The organism is Plantactinospora sp. BC1 (assembly GCF_003030345.1).
Lineage (GTDB): Bacteria > Actinomycetota > Actinomycetes > Mycobacteriales > Micromonosporaceae > Plantactinospora.
This window is the reverse complement of the sequence record NZ_CP028158.1, coordinates 3,306,188-3,323,737: the sequence shown is the minus strand read 5'-3', so window position 1 is coordinate 3,323,737 and position 17,550 is coordinate 3,306,188. Positions and strand designations below refer to the sequence as shown.

Below are 17,550 nucleotides of genomic sequence, written 5' to 3'. Positions count from 1 at the left end.
CGATGATCTCTGGGCCGGCTCTCAGAAAGTTTTCAGGGGATGCTCAGCCGAGCCGCAGGGGAGGCGCGGATGATGGCGAGATGGCAGCGACAACGCAGAGCGAGGCACGGCTACTGGTCGTCGAGGACGACCCGAACATTCTCGAGCTGCTCTCCGCCAGCCTGCGATTCGCCGGCTTCGACGTGGCCACCGCCACCAGTGGGAGCGCGGCGGTCAGCGCGGCGAAGGAGCGGCGACCCGACCTGGTCGTGCTCGACGTCATGCTGCCCGATCTCGACGGCTTCGAGGTGATCCGGCTGCTCCGCGAGGGTGGCACCCGTACCCCGGTGGTCTTCCTCACCGCCCGGGACGCGACCGACGACAAGATCCGTGGGCTGACCCTGGGCGGCGACGACTACGTCACCAAGCCGTTCAGCCTGGAGGAGCTGACCGCCCGGATCCGCGCGGTGCTGCGGCGTACGGCCACCGGCGAACACGCGCCGTCCCGGCTCACCTTCGCCGACCTGGAGCTGGACGAGGAGACCCACGAGGTGCACCGGGCCGGCAGGCGGGTGCAGCTCTCGCCGACCGAGTTCAAGCTGCTGCGCTACCTGATGCTCAACGCCAACCGGGTGCTCTCCAAGGCGCAGATCCTGGACCACGTCTGGAACTACGACTTCCGGGGCGACGACAACATCGTGGAGTCCTACATCTCCTACCTGCGGCGCAAGATCGACACCACCCAGCCCCGACTGATCCACACGCTGCGTGGGGTGGGATACGTGCTCCGCAAGCCGGCGGCGTGAATGTCGCCCTGCCGCTGAAGGGGCGGCTCCGCGCCACCCCGCTGCGGGTCAAGCTCGTCGCCGCCGTACTCGTCCTGGTCGCCGCCGCGCTGGTGGTGATCAGCGTGATGACCGCCTTCTTCCTGCGCAGCTATCTGGTCGGCCGGATCGACAAGGAACTGGCGAGCTTCGCCCGCGACGCGAACGCGGCGCAGGTCGAGCAGCTCTACGAGGCGATAGCGGCCGGCCGCAGCGCCCTGCCGACCGACTATCTGATCGTCCGCGCCGACCGGGAGGCCGGCTTCTTCCAGCCGCTCTACGACCGGACGCTCGACCCGACCAACCTGCCCGGCGCGCTCAGCGACCCCGACTGGTACGAGCGGCACGCCGGCAAGGACTTCTTCACCGTCTCCTCGACCGACCACAGGTTCCGCTGGCGGATGCTGGTCGTGCAGTGGCCGAACGGCACCTTCCTGGCGGTCGGGCAGCACCTGACCGACGTCGACCTGGCGGTCAAGGAACTCATCTGGATCGACGTACTCGTCGGCGGCTCGGTGTTGATCACGCTCGCCGCGGCCGGGGCGGCGATCGTGCGTACCAGTCTGAAACCGCTCGTGGAGATCGAGCGGACCACGGCGGCCATCGCCGGCGGAGACCTCTCCAGACGGGTACCCGATCCGGAGCCGGGCGAGGCGGAGGCGAAAACCGAACTCGGCCGGCTGTCCCGGGCGCTGAACACGATGCTCAGCCAGATCGAGGTGGCCTTCACCGCCCGGGCCGCGTCGGAGTCGGCGGCCCGGGCGGCCGAGGTGAACGCCCGCAGCGCGGCGACCGCGGCCCGCAACGCCGCCCTCGCCGCCCAGGCGTCGGAGTCCCGGGCGCTGCGCTCGGAGGAGCGGATGCGGCAGTTCATCGCGGACGCCTCGCACGAACTGCGTACCCCGCTGACCACCATCAGGGGCTTCGCCGAGTTGTACCGGCAGGGTGTCACCGGCTCGCCGGAGGACACCGCCCGGCTGATCCGCCGGATCGAGGACGAGGCGGCCCGGATGGGCCTGCTCGTCGAGGATCTGCTGCTGCTGGCCCGGCTCGACCGGGAACGGCCGTTCACCCTGGCCCCGGTGGAGCTGCCGGTGCTGGCCAGCGACGCGGTGCAGGCCGCCAAGGTGGTCGCACCGGACCGCCCGATCAGCCTGGAGATCGAGCCCGGGGCCGGCTCGCTGGTGGTGCTCGGCGACGACGCCCGGCTGCGGCAGGTGCTCGGGAACCTGATGACCAACGCGCTCACCCACACCCCGCCGGAGGCGGCGGTGACGCTGCGGCTGCGGGCCGAACGGGACGACGCGGTGATCGAGGTCGCCGACACCGGGCCGGGGCTCTCGGCGGAGCAGGCCGAGCGGGTCTTCGAGCGCTTCTACCGGGCGGACGCCGCGCGGACCCGTGCGGCGGGTGGCGGGGTCAGCACCGGGCTCGGGCTGGCCATCGTCGCGGCCCTGGTGGCGGGGCATAACGGCAGCGTCGAGGTGGTTGACACCCCGGGTGGCGGTGCGACCTTCCGGGTCCGGCTGCCGCGTGCGCCGGAGACCTCCGAGGAGCCGGAGATCTCCGAATCAATCGACGTAGAGTAATTCCCAGCCAATATTCAGGCAGGTTCAAGGTACGTCGCAGAGCGAGGGGGCAAGGTAAAGCCATGAGCGACTTCGAGACCGACCCGCAGCGGCGGCCGGTGACCGCCGACCGCGAGCACTCGCATCCCACCGCCGAGCTGCCGCGCGACGACCGCGGGCAGTCCGACGCCGGCGCCTCGACCGCCGACCCGGCCGCCCCGGCCGCAACCCCCGCCGGCTCCGGCGACCCGACCGCCAGCTTCGCCGCCACCGGTACCTCGGACGGCTCCCCGACCGGCGAGCGCGCCGAGCCGTCGACCGCCGCAGCGCCGAGCGTCGAGCGGTACAACGCCGGGGGGTACCCGGCGACGGGGCAGACCGCCGAGCAGCCGTACAGCGGGGTGCCCGCCTCCGGCCAGCCGTACGCGGGTGCGCCGGCCCCGGGCCAGCCGTACGGCGGCGCGCCCGCCTCCGGACACTCCTACGGCGGCAACCCCTACGCCGCCGCGCCCGCCTCCGGCCAGCCGTACGGCGCCGGCTCCTACGGCACGGCGCCCGCCTCCGGCCAGCCGTACAGTCTCCCGCCCACCGGGCGCCCCGGTGATGCTCCGGCGCAGGCCGGTGCCAGCCCGTGGCAGGCGCCGACCGGCGGCCAGCACCACTCGCCCTGGGCACCGGGGCACCCCGGTGCGCCGCAGCCGCCGCAGCACGGCGGCCCGGTGCCGCCCTGGGCCACCCCGGGCACTCCGGCACCGGGCCGCTCCGGTCCCGGCCGGATCGGCCGGGCCGTGGCGGTCGGCGTGGCCGCGCTGGCCCTGATGGTCGGCTCCGGTCTCGCCGGTGGGGCCATCGCGACGGCCCTGGACGACGGGCCGACGGTGACCAACCGGACCTACTCGGCGGCCCCCGTGATCAACGCTGCCGACCTGCCGAAGATCGCCGCCCAGGTGCAGGACAGCGTGGTGTCGATCAGCACGGGCAGCACTGAGGGCTCCGGCGTGGTGATCAGCGCCGACGGCTTCGTGCTGACCAACAACCACGTGGTGGCCAGCGCCAGCGGCGGCGGCACGGTCAAGGTGTTCTTCGCCGACGGTAAGACCGCCGACGCGGACGTGATCGGCACCGACCCGAAGACCGACCTGGCCGTGGTGAAGGCCGAGGGTGTCTCCGGACTGGCCGTCGCGAAGCTCGGCGACAGCGACGCGATGCAGGTCGGCGACCAGGTCCTGGCGCTGGGCAGCCCGCTCGGCCTACAGGGCTCGGTGACCGCCGGCATCATCAGCGCCCGGGACCGGACCATCCGGGCGGGTGGCGAGGGCGAGCAGCAGAACCCGTTCGAGCAGCCGCAGCAGGGCGCGGTCAGCTCGATCTCCGGCCTGCTCCAGACCGACGCCCCGATCAACCCGGGCAACTCCGGCGGCGCGCTGGTCAACACCAAGGCGGAGGTGATCGGCATCAACACCGCGATCCTCACCGCCGGCCAGGGCAGCGGCAACATCGGCGTCGGCTTCGCCATCCCGAGCAACAAGGCCAAGGCGGTCGCCGAGGCGCTCCAGCGCGGCGAGAAGGTCAGCCACCCGTCCCTCGGCGTCCAGGTCACCCCGGCGGAGAACGGCGGGGCGCTGGTCAGCGGTGTCGTGCCGAACAGCCCGGCGGCCAAGGCCGGCCTCCAGCAGGGTGACGTGGTGACCCAGTTCGGCGACCGGAAGATCGGCGACGCCGACGATCTGGTCGGTGCGGTACAGGCCGGCAAGGTGGGTGACCAGGTGCAGGTGACGTACACCCGAAACGGAGTCGAAAAGACCGCAACCGTGACGCTCGCCGAAACGTCGTAGGAAGAGAGCGACGTACGCTTCGGGATAGACCTTTCGCACGGGAGTAAAGCCTTCTCCCCAGAGCGGCGGGCGACGTGACCAAGGGGGTTGGTCAGGTCGCCCGCCGCTCCCCTTTCTCCAGGAGCCCCGCACCTCCTTCCCGTCACCGCCCTTTTCCCGCTTCACCTGGTCGGGGTGAGCCCGGCTCACCCGGACCAGGGCGAATATCGGGGTTGGTCTGGCAGGCACCTCGGGTCTCGACGTCGACGACCCGGACGACCGGGGGAGGGGCGGCGATGAGCACCGCGACCATGGCGCGCAGCGACACCGACATCCAGCGTGACGTGCTGGCCGAGCTGGCCTGGGACGCCCGGGTCCGGGCCAGCGAGGTGGGAGTCTCGGTCTCCAGCGGCATCGTGACCCTGACCGGTTGGGTGGACAGCTACGCGAAGAAGTGGGCCGCGGAGCGGATCGCGCACCGGATCCGGGGCAACCGGGCCGTCGCCAACGACATCGAGGTACGTCTGTCGGGCACGGCCGAACGCACCGACACCGACATCGCGACCGCGGCGAGCCGGGCCCTGGAGTGGGACGCCTTCGTGCCGGTCGGCCGGATCCAGGTGACCGCCGCCAACGGTTGGCTGACGCTGCGCGGCGAGGTCGAGCGGGGCTACCAGAAGCGCGCCGCCGAACGGGCCGTACGCCGGCTGACCGGGGTACGCGGGGTGACGAACCTGATCGCCGTACAGCCGACCGGCGACCTCAGCGAGCAGGACGTCAAGCGGGACATCCGGACCGCCCTCGCCCGCCGGATCGACATCGACGCCGACCTGATCGAGATCGATGTCGACGAGGGGACCGTGGTGCTCACCGGCGAGGTGCGCTCGTGGCTGGAGCGGGAGGAGGCGGAACGGGTGGCCTGGGCCGCGCCCGGGGTGGGCGAGGTCGAGATGCGGCTCCGCCTCGCGACCTGACCCGTGGCGGCCTCCTCGCGACCCGAGCCGGGTCGGCCGGCTCCCGACCCGAGCGGGGTCGGCCCAGCCCGATCGATGGCAGAAGCAAGGTTCCACGTCGATCCGGGACGCCGGACGGCGGAGTCGGTGACGACCACCCGACCGGCCGGCCCCGAGGGGAGGACCCCTCCGTGACCACGAACCCGTCCGAGCGGGCGCAACCGGAACGCCGGCTGCGCATCGCGATGATCGTTCCACCCTGGTACGAGCTGCCGCCGCCCGGTTACGGCGGGCTGGAACAGGTCTGCTCGGCCCTGGTCGACGGGCTGGCGGCCAAGGGGCACGAGGTGACCCTCTTCGGCGCGGGGACCGGTACGGGCACCGCCGCGCACTTCGTCGGGACCGTACCGGAGTTGCAGCACCACCGGCTCGGCCAGGCCCTGCCGGAGCTGGCGCATCTGGCCCGGGTCAACCGGATGATCTCGCCGGAGTCGTTCGACATCGTGCACGACCACACCACCGTCGGCCCGTACGCCGCCGACCGCGCCGTGCCGACCGTCTCCACGGTGCACGGCAAGCCGACCGGCGAGCTGCGGGAGGTGCTCGCCGACGTCGACCCGAAGGTCGGGCTGGTGGCCATCTCGCACACCCAGCGCCGGCTGGCGCCGGAACTGCCCTGGGTCGCCACCGTGCACAACGGGATCTCGACCGGCAACCTGTTGACCAAGTCGGTGCCGGGAATGGGTCCGGTGCTCTGGCTCGCCCGGTTCAGCGCCGACAAGGGCCCGGACCTGGCCATCGAGGCGTGCCGGGCCGCCGGCCTGCCGCTGGTGCTGGCCGGCAAGTGCGACGAGCGGTCGGAGCTGCGCTATCTCGAACAGGTCATCGAGCCGATGCTCGGGCCGGACGTGACGGTGCTGCGCAACCCGGACCGGGACGCGACCGTGCGGCTGATGCTCGCCGCCCGCTGCCTGATCATGCCGATCCGCTGGGAGGAGCCGTTCGGCATGGTGATGGTGGAGGCGATGGGCACCGGCACGCCGGTGGTGGCGCTCGACCGGGGTGCCGTGCCGGAGCTGGTCCGGCACGGCGAGACCGGGCTGATCTGCGAGGACCCGGCCGAGCTGGGGCCGGCGCTGCGGGAGGTGTCCCGGTTGGACCCGGCCGCCTGCGTGGCGCACGTCCGCCGCGAGTTCTCGGCCGAGCGGATGGCCGACGACTACGAGCGGGTCTATCTGGCCCTCGTCGAGCCGGGTCTCGAATCGCCGGTCCGGCCGGCGACGGCGCCGACCGGCGCCTGGTGACACCGGCCGCCGCTTGATTTCGGGTACGAGGTCAGCCACGCTCTGCGTCGGATAGTGGACGCGAGCGCGTCAGGGTGGCATCGACGCCTTACTCTGCATGCCGCAGCGGGACGCGGAGGGCAGGGGTCGGTGGCCGTCGTCGAGAGCCGGGTGAGCGTCTGGGAGGCTCTGGCCGGCCGTGCTCCGGGCAGGCCACTGGGACCGGCCGACTCGGGCCTGTGGACAGCCGTCGTCGAGCGGTTGAACCCGGCGCGGGCCCGCCCGGTGCTGCGCCCCGGCATCGAGCGCGCCGAACTCGTCTCGGTGCGCGGGGTCTCCTATGTGATGCTCCGCTCGCCGGATTCCCGGGGCGACGCCTGCTATCTGCGGCTCTCCCCCGAGGAGTGGCGGCTGGCCGAGCTGATGGACGGGTCCCGTACCGTCGCCCGGCTGGTCGCCGAGTTCGCCCGGATCGCCGGCCGGCTCGCCCCGGACCAGGTCACCCGGGTCGTCGCCGACCTGGCCGGCAACCGGATGCTGGCCGAGTTGCCGGTCGACGCGTTCCGGCCGCTGGACCGGGTGCACCGCCGGCCCTGGCCGCTGCGGCTCGGCCGGGGGCTGCTCGCCGCCGCGAAAGGCCAGCGCACGGTGGTGGCCGACGTGGACTGGTTGGTCGACCTCGCCTACCGGGCGGGTGGCCGGTTGCTCTTCACCCGGGTCGCCGCCGGGCTGCTCGGTGCGGTGGCGGTGGCCGGGCTGCTGCTGTTCGGCTGGACGTGGTGGGCCGGCGACCAGTCGCTCTTCCTCACCGACGGCTCGTACGCGGCCGGCGCGGCGGTACTGCTCGGGTTGAACGTACTCGCGCTGGCCTGCCACGAGCTGGGGCACGCGCTCGCCACCAAGCACGCCGGGCGGCGGGTGCCGGCCGCCGGTTTCCTGGTCTACTTCGGCATCCCGTCGGTCTTCGTCGACACCACCGACGTCTGGATGGCCGGTCGCCGGGCCCGGATGCTCAGCACGGCGGCGGGCCCGGCGGCCGGGCTGATCCTGGCCGGGCTCGCCCAGCTCGTCGGGCTGCTGGTGCCGGAGGCGGCGCCGTGGACGTTCAAGCTCGCCTTCGCCTGGTATCTGAACGCGCTGTTCAACCTCAACCCGTTCCTGGCGCTGGACGGCTACTACCTGCTGATGGACTGGTTGGAGATCCCCAACCTGCGCGCCCGGGGACTGGCCTACGTGCTGGCCCGGCTGCGCCGCCGCCCGCCGAGCTGGGCGCAGCTCGACCGGGAGGGCCGGATCGTCGCCCTGTACGGCACCCTGGCCGTGCTCTGGGTGGTCGTCGCGGTGAACATCGGCTGGCGGATCTGGACCGACCGGGTCGCCGGACTGATACTCGGACTCTGGCGCTCCGGCTGGCCGGCCCGGCTGCTGCTGGTGGCCGTGATCGCCGGCCTGGCCGCCCCGCTGGTCTACCTGGTGGCCGGCTGGCTCGCCCGGCGGGTCCGGCGGGTACGCGCCCACTGGGTGCAGCGGCGGCACCGGCTCGACCTGCCCCGTCGACTCGACGCGCTGCGGAACTCGCCGCTAGGCCGACTGCCCGAGACGACCCTGGCCGAGTTGGCCGGGCGGGCCCGCTGGGTGCGGCCGCGTACCGGAACGCAACTGGTCTTCGCCGGGGCCGCGCAGTCGACCGTCTTCCTGGTGGTCGACGGTGCGATGGAGGGCCGGCGGCCCGGCGACCCGGGCGGCCTGGTCCGGCAGCGGCTCGGCCCGGGCGGGGTGATCGGGCTGGCGAGCGCGCTCACCGGGGCTCCGGCGACCCTCGACTGGCACACCGCCGGGACGCTCCTGCTGGGGCTGCCGACCTCGGCGGTGGTCACCGGGGTCGGGCCGCTGCCCGGGCCACCACCGGCGGACCGGGCCGAGGCCGAGGCGCTCTTCGCCGAGGCGCCGGCACTGCGCGGGCTGAGCCCCGAGGACCGGCTCGGTCTGGTCTCCGGTGCCCGGGTGTCGGCGGTCGCCGCCGGTGACCCGATCGTCCTCGCCGGGCCGAGCGACGCGGTGGTGGTGGAGTCCGGGGTGATCGAGTTGCCGGACGGTACCCAGCTCCGCCGGGGGACGATGATCGGCCCTGCCGGGGAGGGCGAGCCGGGTACGGTGGCGACCGCCCGTACCCCGGTCCGGGTCTGGGCGCTGCCGGCGGTCACCGGCCTGCCGCTGCTCTTCGGCACCCCGGGCGCCCCGCCCCCACCGGCCGATCCCGGCGCACCGGGCAGCGCGCCCCGGGCCGGCGTACATCCCGACGGCGGCTATCCGCCGCTGGCCGCGCCACCCGGACCGCCACCGCCGGACGCGGATCCCGACGTGGACCGCCGGTTCGAGCGGAAGCTCTGGTGGCTGGTCCTGCTCCTGCTGCTGCTCGCCCTGCTCAGCACGGCGAGCAACCTGATCCCCGGCCCGGCCTGGGCGGAGATGCCGAGCGACCGGGCGCTGCTCGCCGCCGAGTCCGGTCGGGTGGACGCGACCGTGGACGGCCGGAGCGTACGGCTGGCCGAGGGCGACCGGCTCTACGTCTCGGAGGGTGACCAGATCCGGGTCTCCGCCCGGTCCCGCGCCCTGCTGACCTTCCGGGGCGGCGCCACCACGGTGTTCTGCGCCGGCTCCCGGGCGGTGCTCGGACCACTGTGGAGCGACGGGGTGCGCGAGGTCACCCCGCACGGCCGGCTGACCCTGGACACCGGCCGGATGCTCGCCGACACCGAGAGCCCGAGCAGCGCCTTCGCGCCGCTGTCGCTGCTGGTGGACCGGGCCGGTGGCGGGATCGGCAACCGTGGTGCGGCCCGGTACGCGGCCTGGACCAGAGGCATCGAGGTCTCCACCGGCGAGGTACGGGTCACCGGGATACGCCAGCCGGAGCAGGGTCGGCCGCTGGCCTGCGGTGCCGGTACGACGCCGGAGGGCAGCCCGGCCCCGACCGGTACCCCGGACGACCCGGCGTCGACGACCCCCGGCCCGCTGCTACCGACTCCCTCGCCGACGCCGTCCCCGACCGCGTCGCCCGGCACGCCGGGGCCGACCCCGAGCTCTCCCGGTAGCCCTCCGACCCCGACCGCCGGTACGCCGGGGACCGTCCCGACCACCACCGGTCCACCGAGCACCCCACCCCGCACCACCCCGCCACCCACCACCGCCCCGCCGACGACGCCCACCAACAGGCCACCGGTGATCCGTTGGCAGCGCGACCCGGGCGGGACGCTGAGCCAGCAGACGGCGAGCGGCGGGTGCACCGATCATCCGACCACGACCGCGGCCGTGGTCGACGTCTCGGACGACCGGGACTCCGGCGAGTCCCTGGTGGTCACCGTGCACTGGAGCGGTTTCACCAGCGGGTCGACCCGGATGTCCCCGGACGGCGCCTACCACGGCACCATCGGTCCGGTGCCGTATCCGGGGCAGGACAACCGGGGCGGCACCCTCAGCGTCTGGGTCACCGCGTCGGACAGTCAGAAGGCGGAGTCCACCGTGCAGGGCAGCCCGATCACCGTGGCCGGCTGCACCCAGGTGACCATCAGGTGAGGAGTGCCAGTGCTCTGTTGGTTCTGTCCCAAGGCGGCGCGGGGCGGGTGCCGGTTCTGCGGGCGTGGTGTCTGCGAGGACCATGCCCGGTTCGGCCCGTACCTGTTGCAGGTGCACCGCTCCGAGGCGCGGGGCCGGGCCGAGGCACTGGTGGTGGAGGACGCCCTCCAGTGCGGCACCTGCCGGCCCCGGCCGCAGCCGGTGCCCATGCCCGAGCTGGACTGACCGGTCGTCCCCGGCCGGCCGGGTGATGCCGGCAGGTGGCGGTACGCGGCTAGCCTGAGAACGCCCGGCGTGCTGAGGAGGCGACCGTGAGTGACTTCGACGACGTACTGGAACGGCTGGTCACCGATCCGGCGTTCGCCGCCTCGCTCGCCGCGAATCCGGTCGACGCGTTGGCCGGCTACCGGCTCGACGCCGACGAGCTGGCGCTGCTCCAGCTCCAGATCGGTGGCGGCACCGACGGGCAGCACGGCGTCGAGACCCGGGCCAACCAGTCCAGCGTGTTCGGCATGTTCACCCCGCTCACCGGGCTGGCCGGTGCGTTGCCCGGCGTCGGCGAGATCGGCACCACCGGCCTCGGACCGACCGGAAGCTCCGGTACCGCCGGTTCGGCTCTCGCCCACGGCTTCGGGGCGGCGGCCGACCCCGGCGCGGCGGTGCCACCGCTCGCCGAGGCGCCGGGCTGCGCCGCCCCGGCCGGGTCGGGAAGCGCCGGCATGCCGGTGGGTGGGCTGACCGGGCTCGGCGACGAGATCGGCCGGGAGATCGGGGCGGCCACCGACGGGGCGCTGGCGCAGCCGTTGGGCGGGCTGGCCGGCGCACTCGCCGACCCGAACGACGGGCTCGCCGCCGCGCTGGCCGGCGCCGAGACCGGGTTCGGGCCGGCGCCCGGAGTCGGGTTCGGGCCGGCGGAGGCCGGGTTCGGGCCGGCGCCGGAGGCCGGGTTCGGTCCCGCCCCCGGGTCGGGGCCGCCGGCCGAGGTGGGCCTCGGACCGGCCGGACCGGCTCCGGAGACCCGGACCGAGCCGGCCGTACCGGAGGGCTACCGGACCCGGGTCGACGTCGACGGCGACGGGGACTGGGATCGGCACACCCTGCTGGGCCGGGCCGACGGTGGGGTGGACATCCTGGTCGACCTCGACCGGGACGGCCGTACCGACTTCGTCGGGCACGACCTGGACGCCGACGGGCTGGTCGAGATCAGCGAGTACGACCGGAACCGCGACGGCTTCTTCGAGAAGCGGATGTACGACGACGACGGCGACGGCTGGATGGACCGTACGGTACGCGCCGAACCGCCACCCACCGACAACACGTACTGACCCTCCGCCGCGACGCCCACCCCTGCGGCTGCCGGCCACCGACCCGCTCCGGGTGCCGGGACAGCACGCCTTGCGGCGGCGTGGCATTATGCCGTCCGGCGCAGCGCGCAGAGGCCGTCCGGCGCAACCGGTCCGGCCGTCCGGCGCACCGCGCGTGCCCGTCCGGCGCAACGGGACTGGCGGATGTCCCGCCGGCCCCGGACGATGGCGACAGGAGGTGGTCGCCGTGGTCAGCATCACCACCGACCGGCTGACGAAGGTCTTTCCCGACGGCACCGTCGCGGTCGACGGCGTGAGCATCGAGGTCGGCTCGGGGGAGTTCGTCACCCTGCTCGGTCCGACGGGCTGCGGAAAGTCGACGATCCTGCGACTCGTCGCCGGGCTGGAGGAACCGACCAGCGGCCAGGTGCTGATCGACGGCGAGCCGGTCACCGCCGGACCGGGCCCCAACCGGCAGCTGTCGATGGTCTTCCAGGACTACGCGCTCTATCCACATCTGACGGTCGCCGAGAACATCCGCTTCCCGCTGAGCCTCAACCCGGAGGCCGTGGCCGACGCGTCCGCCCGGGTCACCGAGATCGCCGACCAGCTCGGCATCACCGGCCTGCTCGACCGGAGGCCCGGGCAGCTCTCCGGCGGGCAGCGGCAGCGGGTGGCGATGGCCAGGGCGATGGCCGGGGAGTCCCGGGCCTTCCTGCTCGACGAGCCACTCTCCAACGTGGACGCGGGGCTCCGCGCGGAGCTGCGTACCGAGCTGGCCGCCCTCGCCCGGCGACTGGAGATGACCACCCTCTACGTGACGCACGACCAGGTCGAGGCGATGACCATGGCCGACCGGGTGGCGGTGCTGCGCCGGGGGAGGCTCCAGCAAATCGGGCCGCCGGGCGAGGTCTACCGGGATCCGCACACCCTCTTCGTGGCGGCCTTCCTCGGTACGCCCCGGGCGAACCTGCTCCAGGCCGCCATCTACGCGCCGGACGGCGGCGTACTGCTCGACCTCGGCTCGCAACTCATCGAGCTGCCGCCCGACGACCCCCGGGTACGTCCGCTGCGCGAACGACACACCGAGCGGGTCACCTGCGCCCTGCGGGCCGACGCGCTGAGCCCGGTGCCGGAGCCGTCGGGTGCGGCGCCGGTGCTGCGCGGGGTGGTCCGGCTGGTGGAGAACCTCGGCCACGAGGCGCTGGTGCACGTGCGGACGGATACGGTGCCGACCCCGTCGGGGCAGGCCAGCCTGGAGCAGCCGACCAGCGGAGCCCACCTGTCCGAACTGCTCGCCGACGACCTGCCGACCGGGCACCCGGTGCGGGACCGGCTGGCCCGGATGATCCCGCACCCCCGACCGGAACAGCCGCCCGCGACGGCCCGCACCGAGTACGGCTTCTATCCGGTGTACGACCCGGAGCTGCGCGACGATCCGGCCGAGGCCGGTGAGGTGGTGGTCCGGGTGCCGATGCCGGTGCTGCCCCGGGTCGGAGAAGCGATCACGCTCGCGGTCGACCTGGACCAACTGCTGCTCTTCGACGGCTCCGGGGCGCGGATCCGGCTCGGTTGACGGGCCGCACCGGCCATCCACAGTCGGCCTCGGCCGCTCAGGCCGGGCCAGCCCGAGCCGTTCAGCCCGGCGGCGTCGGCCCGGCCGCGCCCGCGAGTTCGTGCCGCGCCCGCATCAGCGCGAACCCGAGCAGGTTGAGCCCGCGCCACCGCTCCGGGTCGGGAACCCTGGCCGGAGGCGGCTCCGGCCAGGGCGGGTTCACACCGCGCGGGCCAGCCGGACCAGGGCGTCGTCGAGCAGTTCCGCGTACTCGGGCGAGATCGAGCCCTCGTCACGACGGACCGTGACCTTGTCGCGCAGCAGCGTCACCTGCCCGGACAGGTCGGCCGTCGCACCTCCCGCGTCGGCACGGAGGTTGCGGAGCTGGTTGCGCAGGTCCACTCCGGCGTGATCGCGGATCTCGTTCGCCGCCACCCCGTCGTCGACGATCCGGTAGAGCTGTGCCATGACCTCGCTGATCGGCGGCGGCGGGATGTTGGGGTTGTCTTCCGCGTCCGGTTGCCCGCCGGAGGCCGGTGTGGACGGTGGCCCGGCCGTGGACGCCCCGGGCGCCGGGGTACCGGCCGGAGTCGGTGGCCCGATCCCGGCCGGCCCGGCGGTCGTCGCCCCGGTCGTCGGCCGCGACCCCGGCTCGTCGCCGAGCGCGGAGATGATCACGACGGTGGCAGTGAGCGCGACCAGCACGGCCGCGGCGACCAGCAGGACCCGGCCGGGCCGGGGCGGTTCGCCGGCCGTCCCCGTCCGGTCGGGCGGCGACAACGGCCGCTCCGGATCCGTCGCGGGTCGATCCCTGGGCGCCACCCGTGGCCCGGCCGGCTCGGCCGGCGGACGCGGCCCCGGCACGGCCGCCGGAGCGTCCGGCCGGGCCCCGGGAACTCCCTGCCGCTGCGGCGGCGCGCCGCCTGGCCGGGCTGCCGCCTCGTCGCGCGGGCTCGCCGGACTCGGCTGTCCGGTCGTCGGAGGCGCCGTCGCGCCCACCGACATGGGGGGCGCTGCCACCCCCGGCGGTGCCGGGTTAACCGGCGCCGGGCCCACCCTTACCGCCGCATCCACCGGCGTCAACCGCACCCCCGCCGCATCCACCGGCGTCAACTGCACCCCCACCGCATCGACCGGCGTCGGCTGCGCGCCCGTCGCATCCACCGCCGTCGGCTGCGCCGCCGTAGCATCTACCGGCGTCGACTGGATCCGCGCCGGATCCACCGGCGTCGGCTGCACCGCCGCAGGAGTGCGCAGCGCACCCGTGGCTGCCGACGAAGACATCGCGACCGGTACCGCACCGGGCCGGAGGTGGCTCAGCACGGCACGGCGAGGATCGGTGGCCAGCAGTTGGTGGCGCAGCAACTCGCCGACCTGCGCGGCCGTCGGCCGCTGCACCGGATCGCGGGCCAGACAGCGCAGGCAGACGTCCGCCACCGCCGGCGGCAGATCGGGTACGCCGGCCAGCGTCGGCTCCGTCCCCGCCTCCAGCGCCCGGGTCAGCTCCTCCCAGGTCTCGGCCGGAAACGGCACCCGGCCGGTCAGCGTCTCGTGCAACAGCACGCCGAGCGAGTACGTGTCGGTCGCCGGCTGGGCCGGAAGTCCGTCCAGCCGCTCCGGCGCGACGTACGCCGGGGTGCCGAACGTCTCGCCGTCCTCGTCCTCGTCCGGGGCGCCGACCTGGGTGGCGATGCCGAAGTCGAGCACCTTCGCCCCGGTCGCGGTCATCATGATGTTGGCCGGGGTGATGTCCCGGTGCACGATGCCGAGCCGGTGCGCGGCGGCCAGTGCCTCGGCCACCTGGGCACAGATCTCCACCGCCGTCGGCCAGGGAAGCGGGCCGGCGGTGAGTTCGGCCTTCAGCTCCTCGCCGGTCAGCAGTTCCATCACCACGAAGGCGGTGATCCCGCCGTCCGGCCCGAGGGTCTCGCCGTAGTCGTGCACGGCGGTGACGTGTGGGTGTACGAGCTGCGCGGCGGCCCGAGCCTCCTCACGCACCATCTCCCGGAACTTGGCGTCGGCGGCGAGTGACGCGGCGAGCACCTTCACCGCCACCACCCGGTCGAGCACCTCGTCGCGAGCACGCCAGATCACCGACATACCGCCGGCACCGATCCGGTCGATGAGTCGATACCTCCGGGCGAGCAGGCCGCCCGCCTGCAACGCTGCCATTGTTGGTCGCACCTGCCTGGAAAGTCGGGGTCGCATCAGGCTGTGTGGGGGGTCGTATCAGGCTCCGTGACTGGCTACCTCCTGTCAACGACGGACCAGCAGCCGGACGCGGCCAGGTTGTCGAGCCACCCGCGGAACGCCAGCGGTGGCCGTTTTCACCGGCGACCGGTGGCAGGTATCGACGGGCGGTACCTCCGGTGCGCCGAACGGTCATCGATGCCGGTGGCTCCCGGGCCGCCCGGCGGGTCGGGGTGGGCGGCCCGTGTCAGGATGAAGGTCATGGTCAGCGGTCCGGTGGCGTTCGTGCTCGGCGGTGGTGGGGTGCTCGGCGCCGTCGAGGTCGGCATGCTGCGGGCGCTGTTCCGGGCCGGCATCCACCCGGATCTGGTGCTCGGCACCTCGATCGGGGCGGTCAACGGCGCACTTGTCGCGGCCGACCCCTCCGAGGCGGTCACCGACCGGCTGGTCCGGCTCTGGGCCTCACCCGAGGCGAGCGAGGTCTACGGCGACTCGATCGCCCGGCAACTGCGCCGCTTCGCCGCCCGGACGCATCTGCACTCGCCGCGCCCGCTGCGCCGGCTGCTGGAGGCCGAACTCGGCGAGCGCACCACCTTCGCGGATCTCAAGGTGCCGTTCCGGTGCTGCGCGGCGAGCATCGAGCGGGCCGCCGAGCACTGGTTCCGGAGCGGCCCGCTGGTGCCGGCCGTACTCGCCTCGGCGTCCGTACCCGGGCTGCTGCCGCCGGCCCGGATCGACGGCGAGCACTACGTCGACGGCGGGATCGTCAACTCGATCCCGATCGGCGAGGCGGTGCAGGCGGGCGCCAAGCAGATCTTCGTGCTCCAGGTCGGCCGGATCGAGCGGCCGTTGACCCCGCCCCGACGGCCGTGGGAGATCGCCCAGGTCGCCTTCGAGATAGCCCGCCGGCACCGGTTCGCCCGGGAGATGGCGGCGCTGCCGGACGACGTGGACGTGCACGTGCTGCCGACCGGCGGGCTGGGGCCCCGGGACGACACCCCGTGGGCGTACCGGGACATGGCGGCGGTGGGCCGACGGATCAGTCGGGCGTACACGGCGTCCCGGCGCTATCTCAGCGAACACGTGAGCCACGGCTGATGCCGCTGCCACCGAGGTGGGTCCGGCGGGTCCTGCTCGCTCCCGGTACGGTGCTGCTCGCCGTACTGGTGGTGACGACCCTGCCGATCTGGCTGATCATCGCTGCGGCGGCCTCGCCACTGGTCCCCGGCTACCTGCGCCCGCTCCGGGTGCTCTGGGTGGGGATCGTCTACCTGGTCTGGGACGCCACCGCACTGGTCGCGATGTTCGGGCTCTGGGTCGGCTCCGGTTTCGGCTGGCACAAGCGGTCCCCGGGGTTCCAGCGGGCACACTACGTACTCGCCGGCTGGTTTCTCACCGTGCTGTTCTGGCAGGCCCGGTGGACGCTGCGGCTGCGCATCGACGTCGTCGGCACCGACCCGGACACGGCGCTGCCGGGCCGCCCCGAGCTGGTGCTCTGCCGGCACGCCGGGCCGGGTGATTCCTTCATCCTGATCCACGCGCTGGTCAACTGGTTCAAGCGGGAACCGAGGATTGTGCTGAAGGACACCCTCCAGTGGGATCCGGCGGTCGACGTACTGCTCAACCGGCTGCCCAACCGGTTCATCGCGCCCCGGCACCGCCGGGAGACCCGGGTCGGCCCGGCCGAGCAGGTCGGCCCGCCGAGGGAGAGCCTGGTCGAGCAGATCGGCTACCTCGCCCGCAACCTCGACGAGAACGACGCCTTCGTGATCTTTCCCGAGGGCGGCAACTTCACGCCCCGGCGGCGGCGCCGCGCCATCGACCTGCTCCGGGCCCGTGGCCTCGACGACATGGCGGAGCGGGCCGAGGCGATGCGGCACGTCCTGGCGCCGCAGCCCGGCGGGATGCTGGCCGCGCTGGACGCCGCCCCCGACGCCGGGGTCATCTTCGTCGCGCACACCGGGCTGGACCGGATGCTCACCGTGGCCGACGTGTGGCGGGAACTGCCGATGGACAAGCGGATCGTGATGCGGTTCTGGTCCGTACCGCCGGAGGAGGTGCCGAAGGAGCGCCAGGAGCGGATCGACTGGCTCTTCGACTGGTGGGCCCGGATCGACGAGTGGGTCGATGCGCATCGGGGCGACAGCGATCCGGCGTAGGGTGCCCGGCGTGGACCAGATCTGCATCGTGACGACCGTGGTGGACGCGCGAGCGGTCGCCGACGTGCTCGCCGCCGCCGCGGTCGCCGGCCGGCTGGCGGCGTGCGCCCAGGTGACCGGGCCGGTGGAGAGCACCTACTGGTGGGAGTCGCGGATGGAGACCACCCGGGAGTGGACGGTGGTCTTCAAGACCGCCCCGGACCGGGCGGAGGCCCTGATCGACCAGGTACGGGCGGCGCACCCGTACGAGGTGCCGGAGGTGCTGGTGACCTGGGTGGAGGGCGGCAACCCGGACTACTCGGCCTGGCTGCACGAGCAGACCCGCCCCTGAGCAGCGGACCGGCCGAC

Annotated in this window: 14 protein-coding genes; 12 read left to right on the top strand and 2 right to left on the bottom strand. The window is 73.8% G+C overall.

Features of this window, described 5'->3' with window-relative positions; translation table 11 throughout:
• Positions 1–80: 80 nt before the first annotated feature.
• From C6361_RS14310 to C6361_RS14270, 9 genes are all read left to right on the top strand, one after another.
• Positions 81–785 carry a response regulator transcription factor gene (locus C6361_RS14310; protein WP_107257959.1) on the top strand — a complete coding sequence of 235 codons (705 nt, stop codon included), beginning with the start codon at positions 81–83 and terminating at the stop codon, positions 783–785.
• Positions 782–2,392 (top strand): cell wall metabolism sensor histidine kinase WalK, encoded by a 1,611-nt coding sequence (locus C6361_RS14305; RefSeq protein ID WP_234359491.1) that lies wholly within the window; start codon positions 782–784, stop codon positions 2,390–2,392. Before C6361_RS14310 ends, C6361_RS14305 begins: the two co-directional genes overlap by 4 nt.
• A 62-nt stretch (positions 2,393–2,454) precedes the next feature.
• Positions 2,455–4,206, top strand: coding sequence for a S1C family serine protease (locus tag C6361_RS14300; protein ID WP_107268048.1), 1,752 nt, complete (start codon positions 2,455–2,457; stop codon positions 4,204–4,206).
• Positions 4,207–4,481: 275 nt separating this feature from the next.
• Positions 4,482–5,159 (top strand): BON domain-containing protein, encoded by a 678-nt coding sequence (locus tag C6361_RS14295; protein ID WP_107268047.1) that lies wholly within the window; start codon positions 4,482–4,484, stop codon positions 5,157–5,159.
• A gap of 170 nt (positions 5,160–5,329) precedes the next feature.
• Positions 5,330–6,442, top strand: coding sequence for a glycosyltransferase family 4 protein (locus C6361_RS14290; RefSeq protein ID WP_369931390.1), 1,113 nt, complete (start codon positions 5,330–5,332; stop codon positions 6,440–6,442).
• Between the two features lie 129 nt (positions 6,443–6,571).
• The gene (locus C6361_RS14285) at positions 6,572–9,994 is read left to right on the top strand and encodes a cyclic nucleotide-binding protein (protein WP_107268046.1); all 3,423 of its coding nucleotides are present in this window, start codon (positions 6,572–6,574) and stop codon (positions 9,992–9,994) included.
• 9 nt (positions 9,995–10,003) lie between these two features.
• Positions 10,004–10,219, top strand: a complete 216-nt coding sequence (locus C6361_RS14280) for a hypothetical protein (RefSeq protein WP_107257963.1) — start codon at positions 10,004–10,006, stop codon at positions 10,217–10,219.
• 86 nt (positions 10,220–10,305) lie between these two features.
• Complete coding sequence (locus tag C6361_RS14275; protein WP_107268045.1) at positions 10,306–11,319, top strand: hypothetical protein; 1,014 nt, start codon at positions 10,306–10,308, stop codon at positions 11,317–11,319.
• 226 nt (positions 11,320–11,545) lie between these two features.
• Entirely contained in the window at positions 11,546–12,874 is a 1,329-nt protein-coding gene (locus C6361_RS14270; RefSeq protein ID WP_234359490.1) for an ABC transporter ATP-binding protein, read from the top strand.
• Between the two features lie 61 nt (positions 12,875–12,935).
• Here C6361_RS14270 and C6361_RS14265 read toward each other — a convergent pair whose 3' ends face one another.
• Complete coding sequence (locus tag C6361_RS14265; protein ID WP_199853347.1) at positions 12,936–13,076, bottom strand: hypothetical protein; 141 nt, start codon at positions 13,074–13,076, stop codon at positions 12,936–12,938.
• Positions 13,073–15,025 carry a serine/threonine-protein kinase gene (locus C6361_RS14260; RefSeq protein ID WP_159079325.1) on the bottom strand — a complete coding sequence of 651 codons (1,953 nt, stop codon included), beginning with the start codon at positions 15,023–15,025 and terminating at the stop codon, positions 13,073–13,075. Before C6361_RS14260 ends, C6361_RS14265 begins: the two co-directional genes overlap by 4 nt.
• A gap of 279 nt (positions 15,026–15,304) precedes the next feature.
• Between C6361_RS14260 and C6361_RS14255 the strand changes: the two genes are divergently transcribed.
• From C6361_RS14255 to cutA, 3 genes are read left to right on the top strand one after another with little or no spacing between them, the layout of a single operon-like run.
• A complete protein-coding gene (locus C6361_RS14255; protein ID WP_107263841.1) occupies positions 15,305–16,141 on the top strand; it encodes a patatin-like phospholipase family protein in 837 nt (278 codons plus the stop codon).
• The gene (locus tag C6361_RS14250; protein WP_107268044.1) at positions 16,141–17,202 is read left to right on the top strand and encodes a 1-acyl-sn-glycerol-3-phosphate acyltransferase; all 1,062 of its coding nucleotides are present in this window, start codon (positions 16,141–16,143) and stop codon (positions 17,200–17,202) included. Before C6361_RS14255 ends, C6361_RS14250 begins: the two co-directional genes overlap by 1 nt.
• A 10-nt stretch (positions 17,203–17,212) precedes the next feature.
• Positions 17,213–17,533 (top strand): divalent-cation tolerance protein CutA, encoded by a 321-nt coding sequence (gene cutA / locus C6361_RS14245; protein WP_107263842.1) that lies wholly within the window; start codon positions 17,213–17,215, stop codon positions 17,531–17,533.
• Positions 17,534–17,550 lie beyond the last annotated feature (17 nt).

Coding starts and splice junctions, on each gene's coding strand:
- C6361_RS14310 (WP_107257959.1), top strand. CDS start 81: ATGGCAGCGACAACGCAGAGCGAGGCACGGCTACTGGTCGTCGAGGAC.
- C6361_RS14300 (WP_107268048.1), top strand. CDS start 2,455: ATGAGCGACTTCGAGACCGACCCGCAGCGGCGGCCGGTGACCGCCGAC.
- C6361_RS14295 (WP_107268047.1), top strand. CDS start 4,482: ATGAGCACCGCGACCATGGCGCGCAGCGACACCGACATCCAGCGTGAC.
- C6361_RS14260 (WP_159079325.1), bottom strand. CDS start 15,025: ATGGCAGCGTTGCAGGCGGGCGGCCTGCTCGCCCGGAGGTATCGACTC.
- C6361_RS14255 (WP_107263841.1), top strand. CDS start 15,305: ATGGTCAGCGGTCCGGTGGCGTTCGTGCTCGGCGGTGGTGGGGTGCTC.
- C6361_RS14250 (WP_107268044.1), top strand. CDS start 16,141: ATGCCGCTGCCACCGAGGTGGGTCCGGCGGGTCCTGCTCGCTCCCGGT.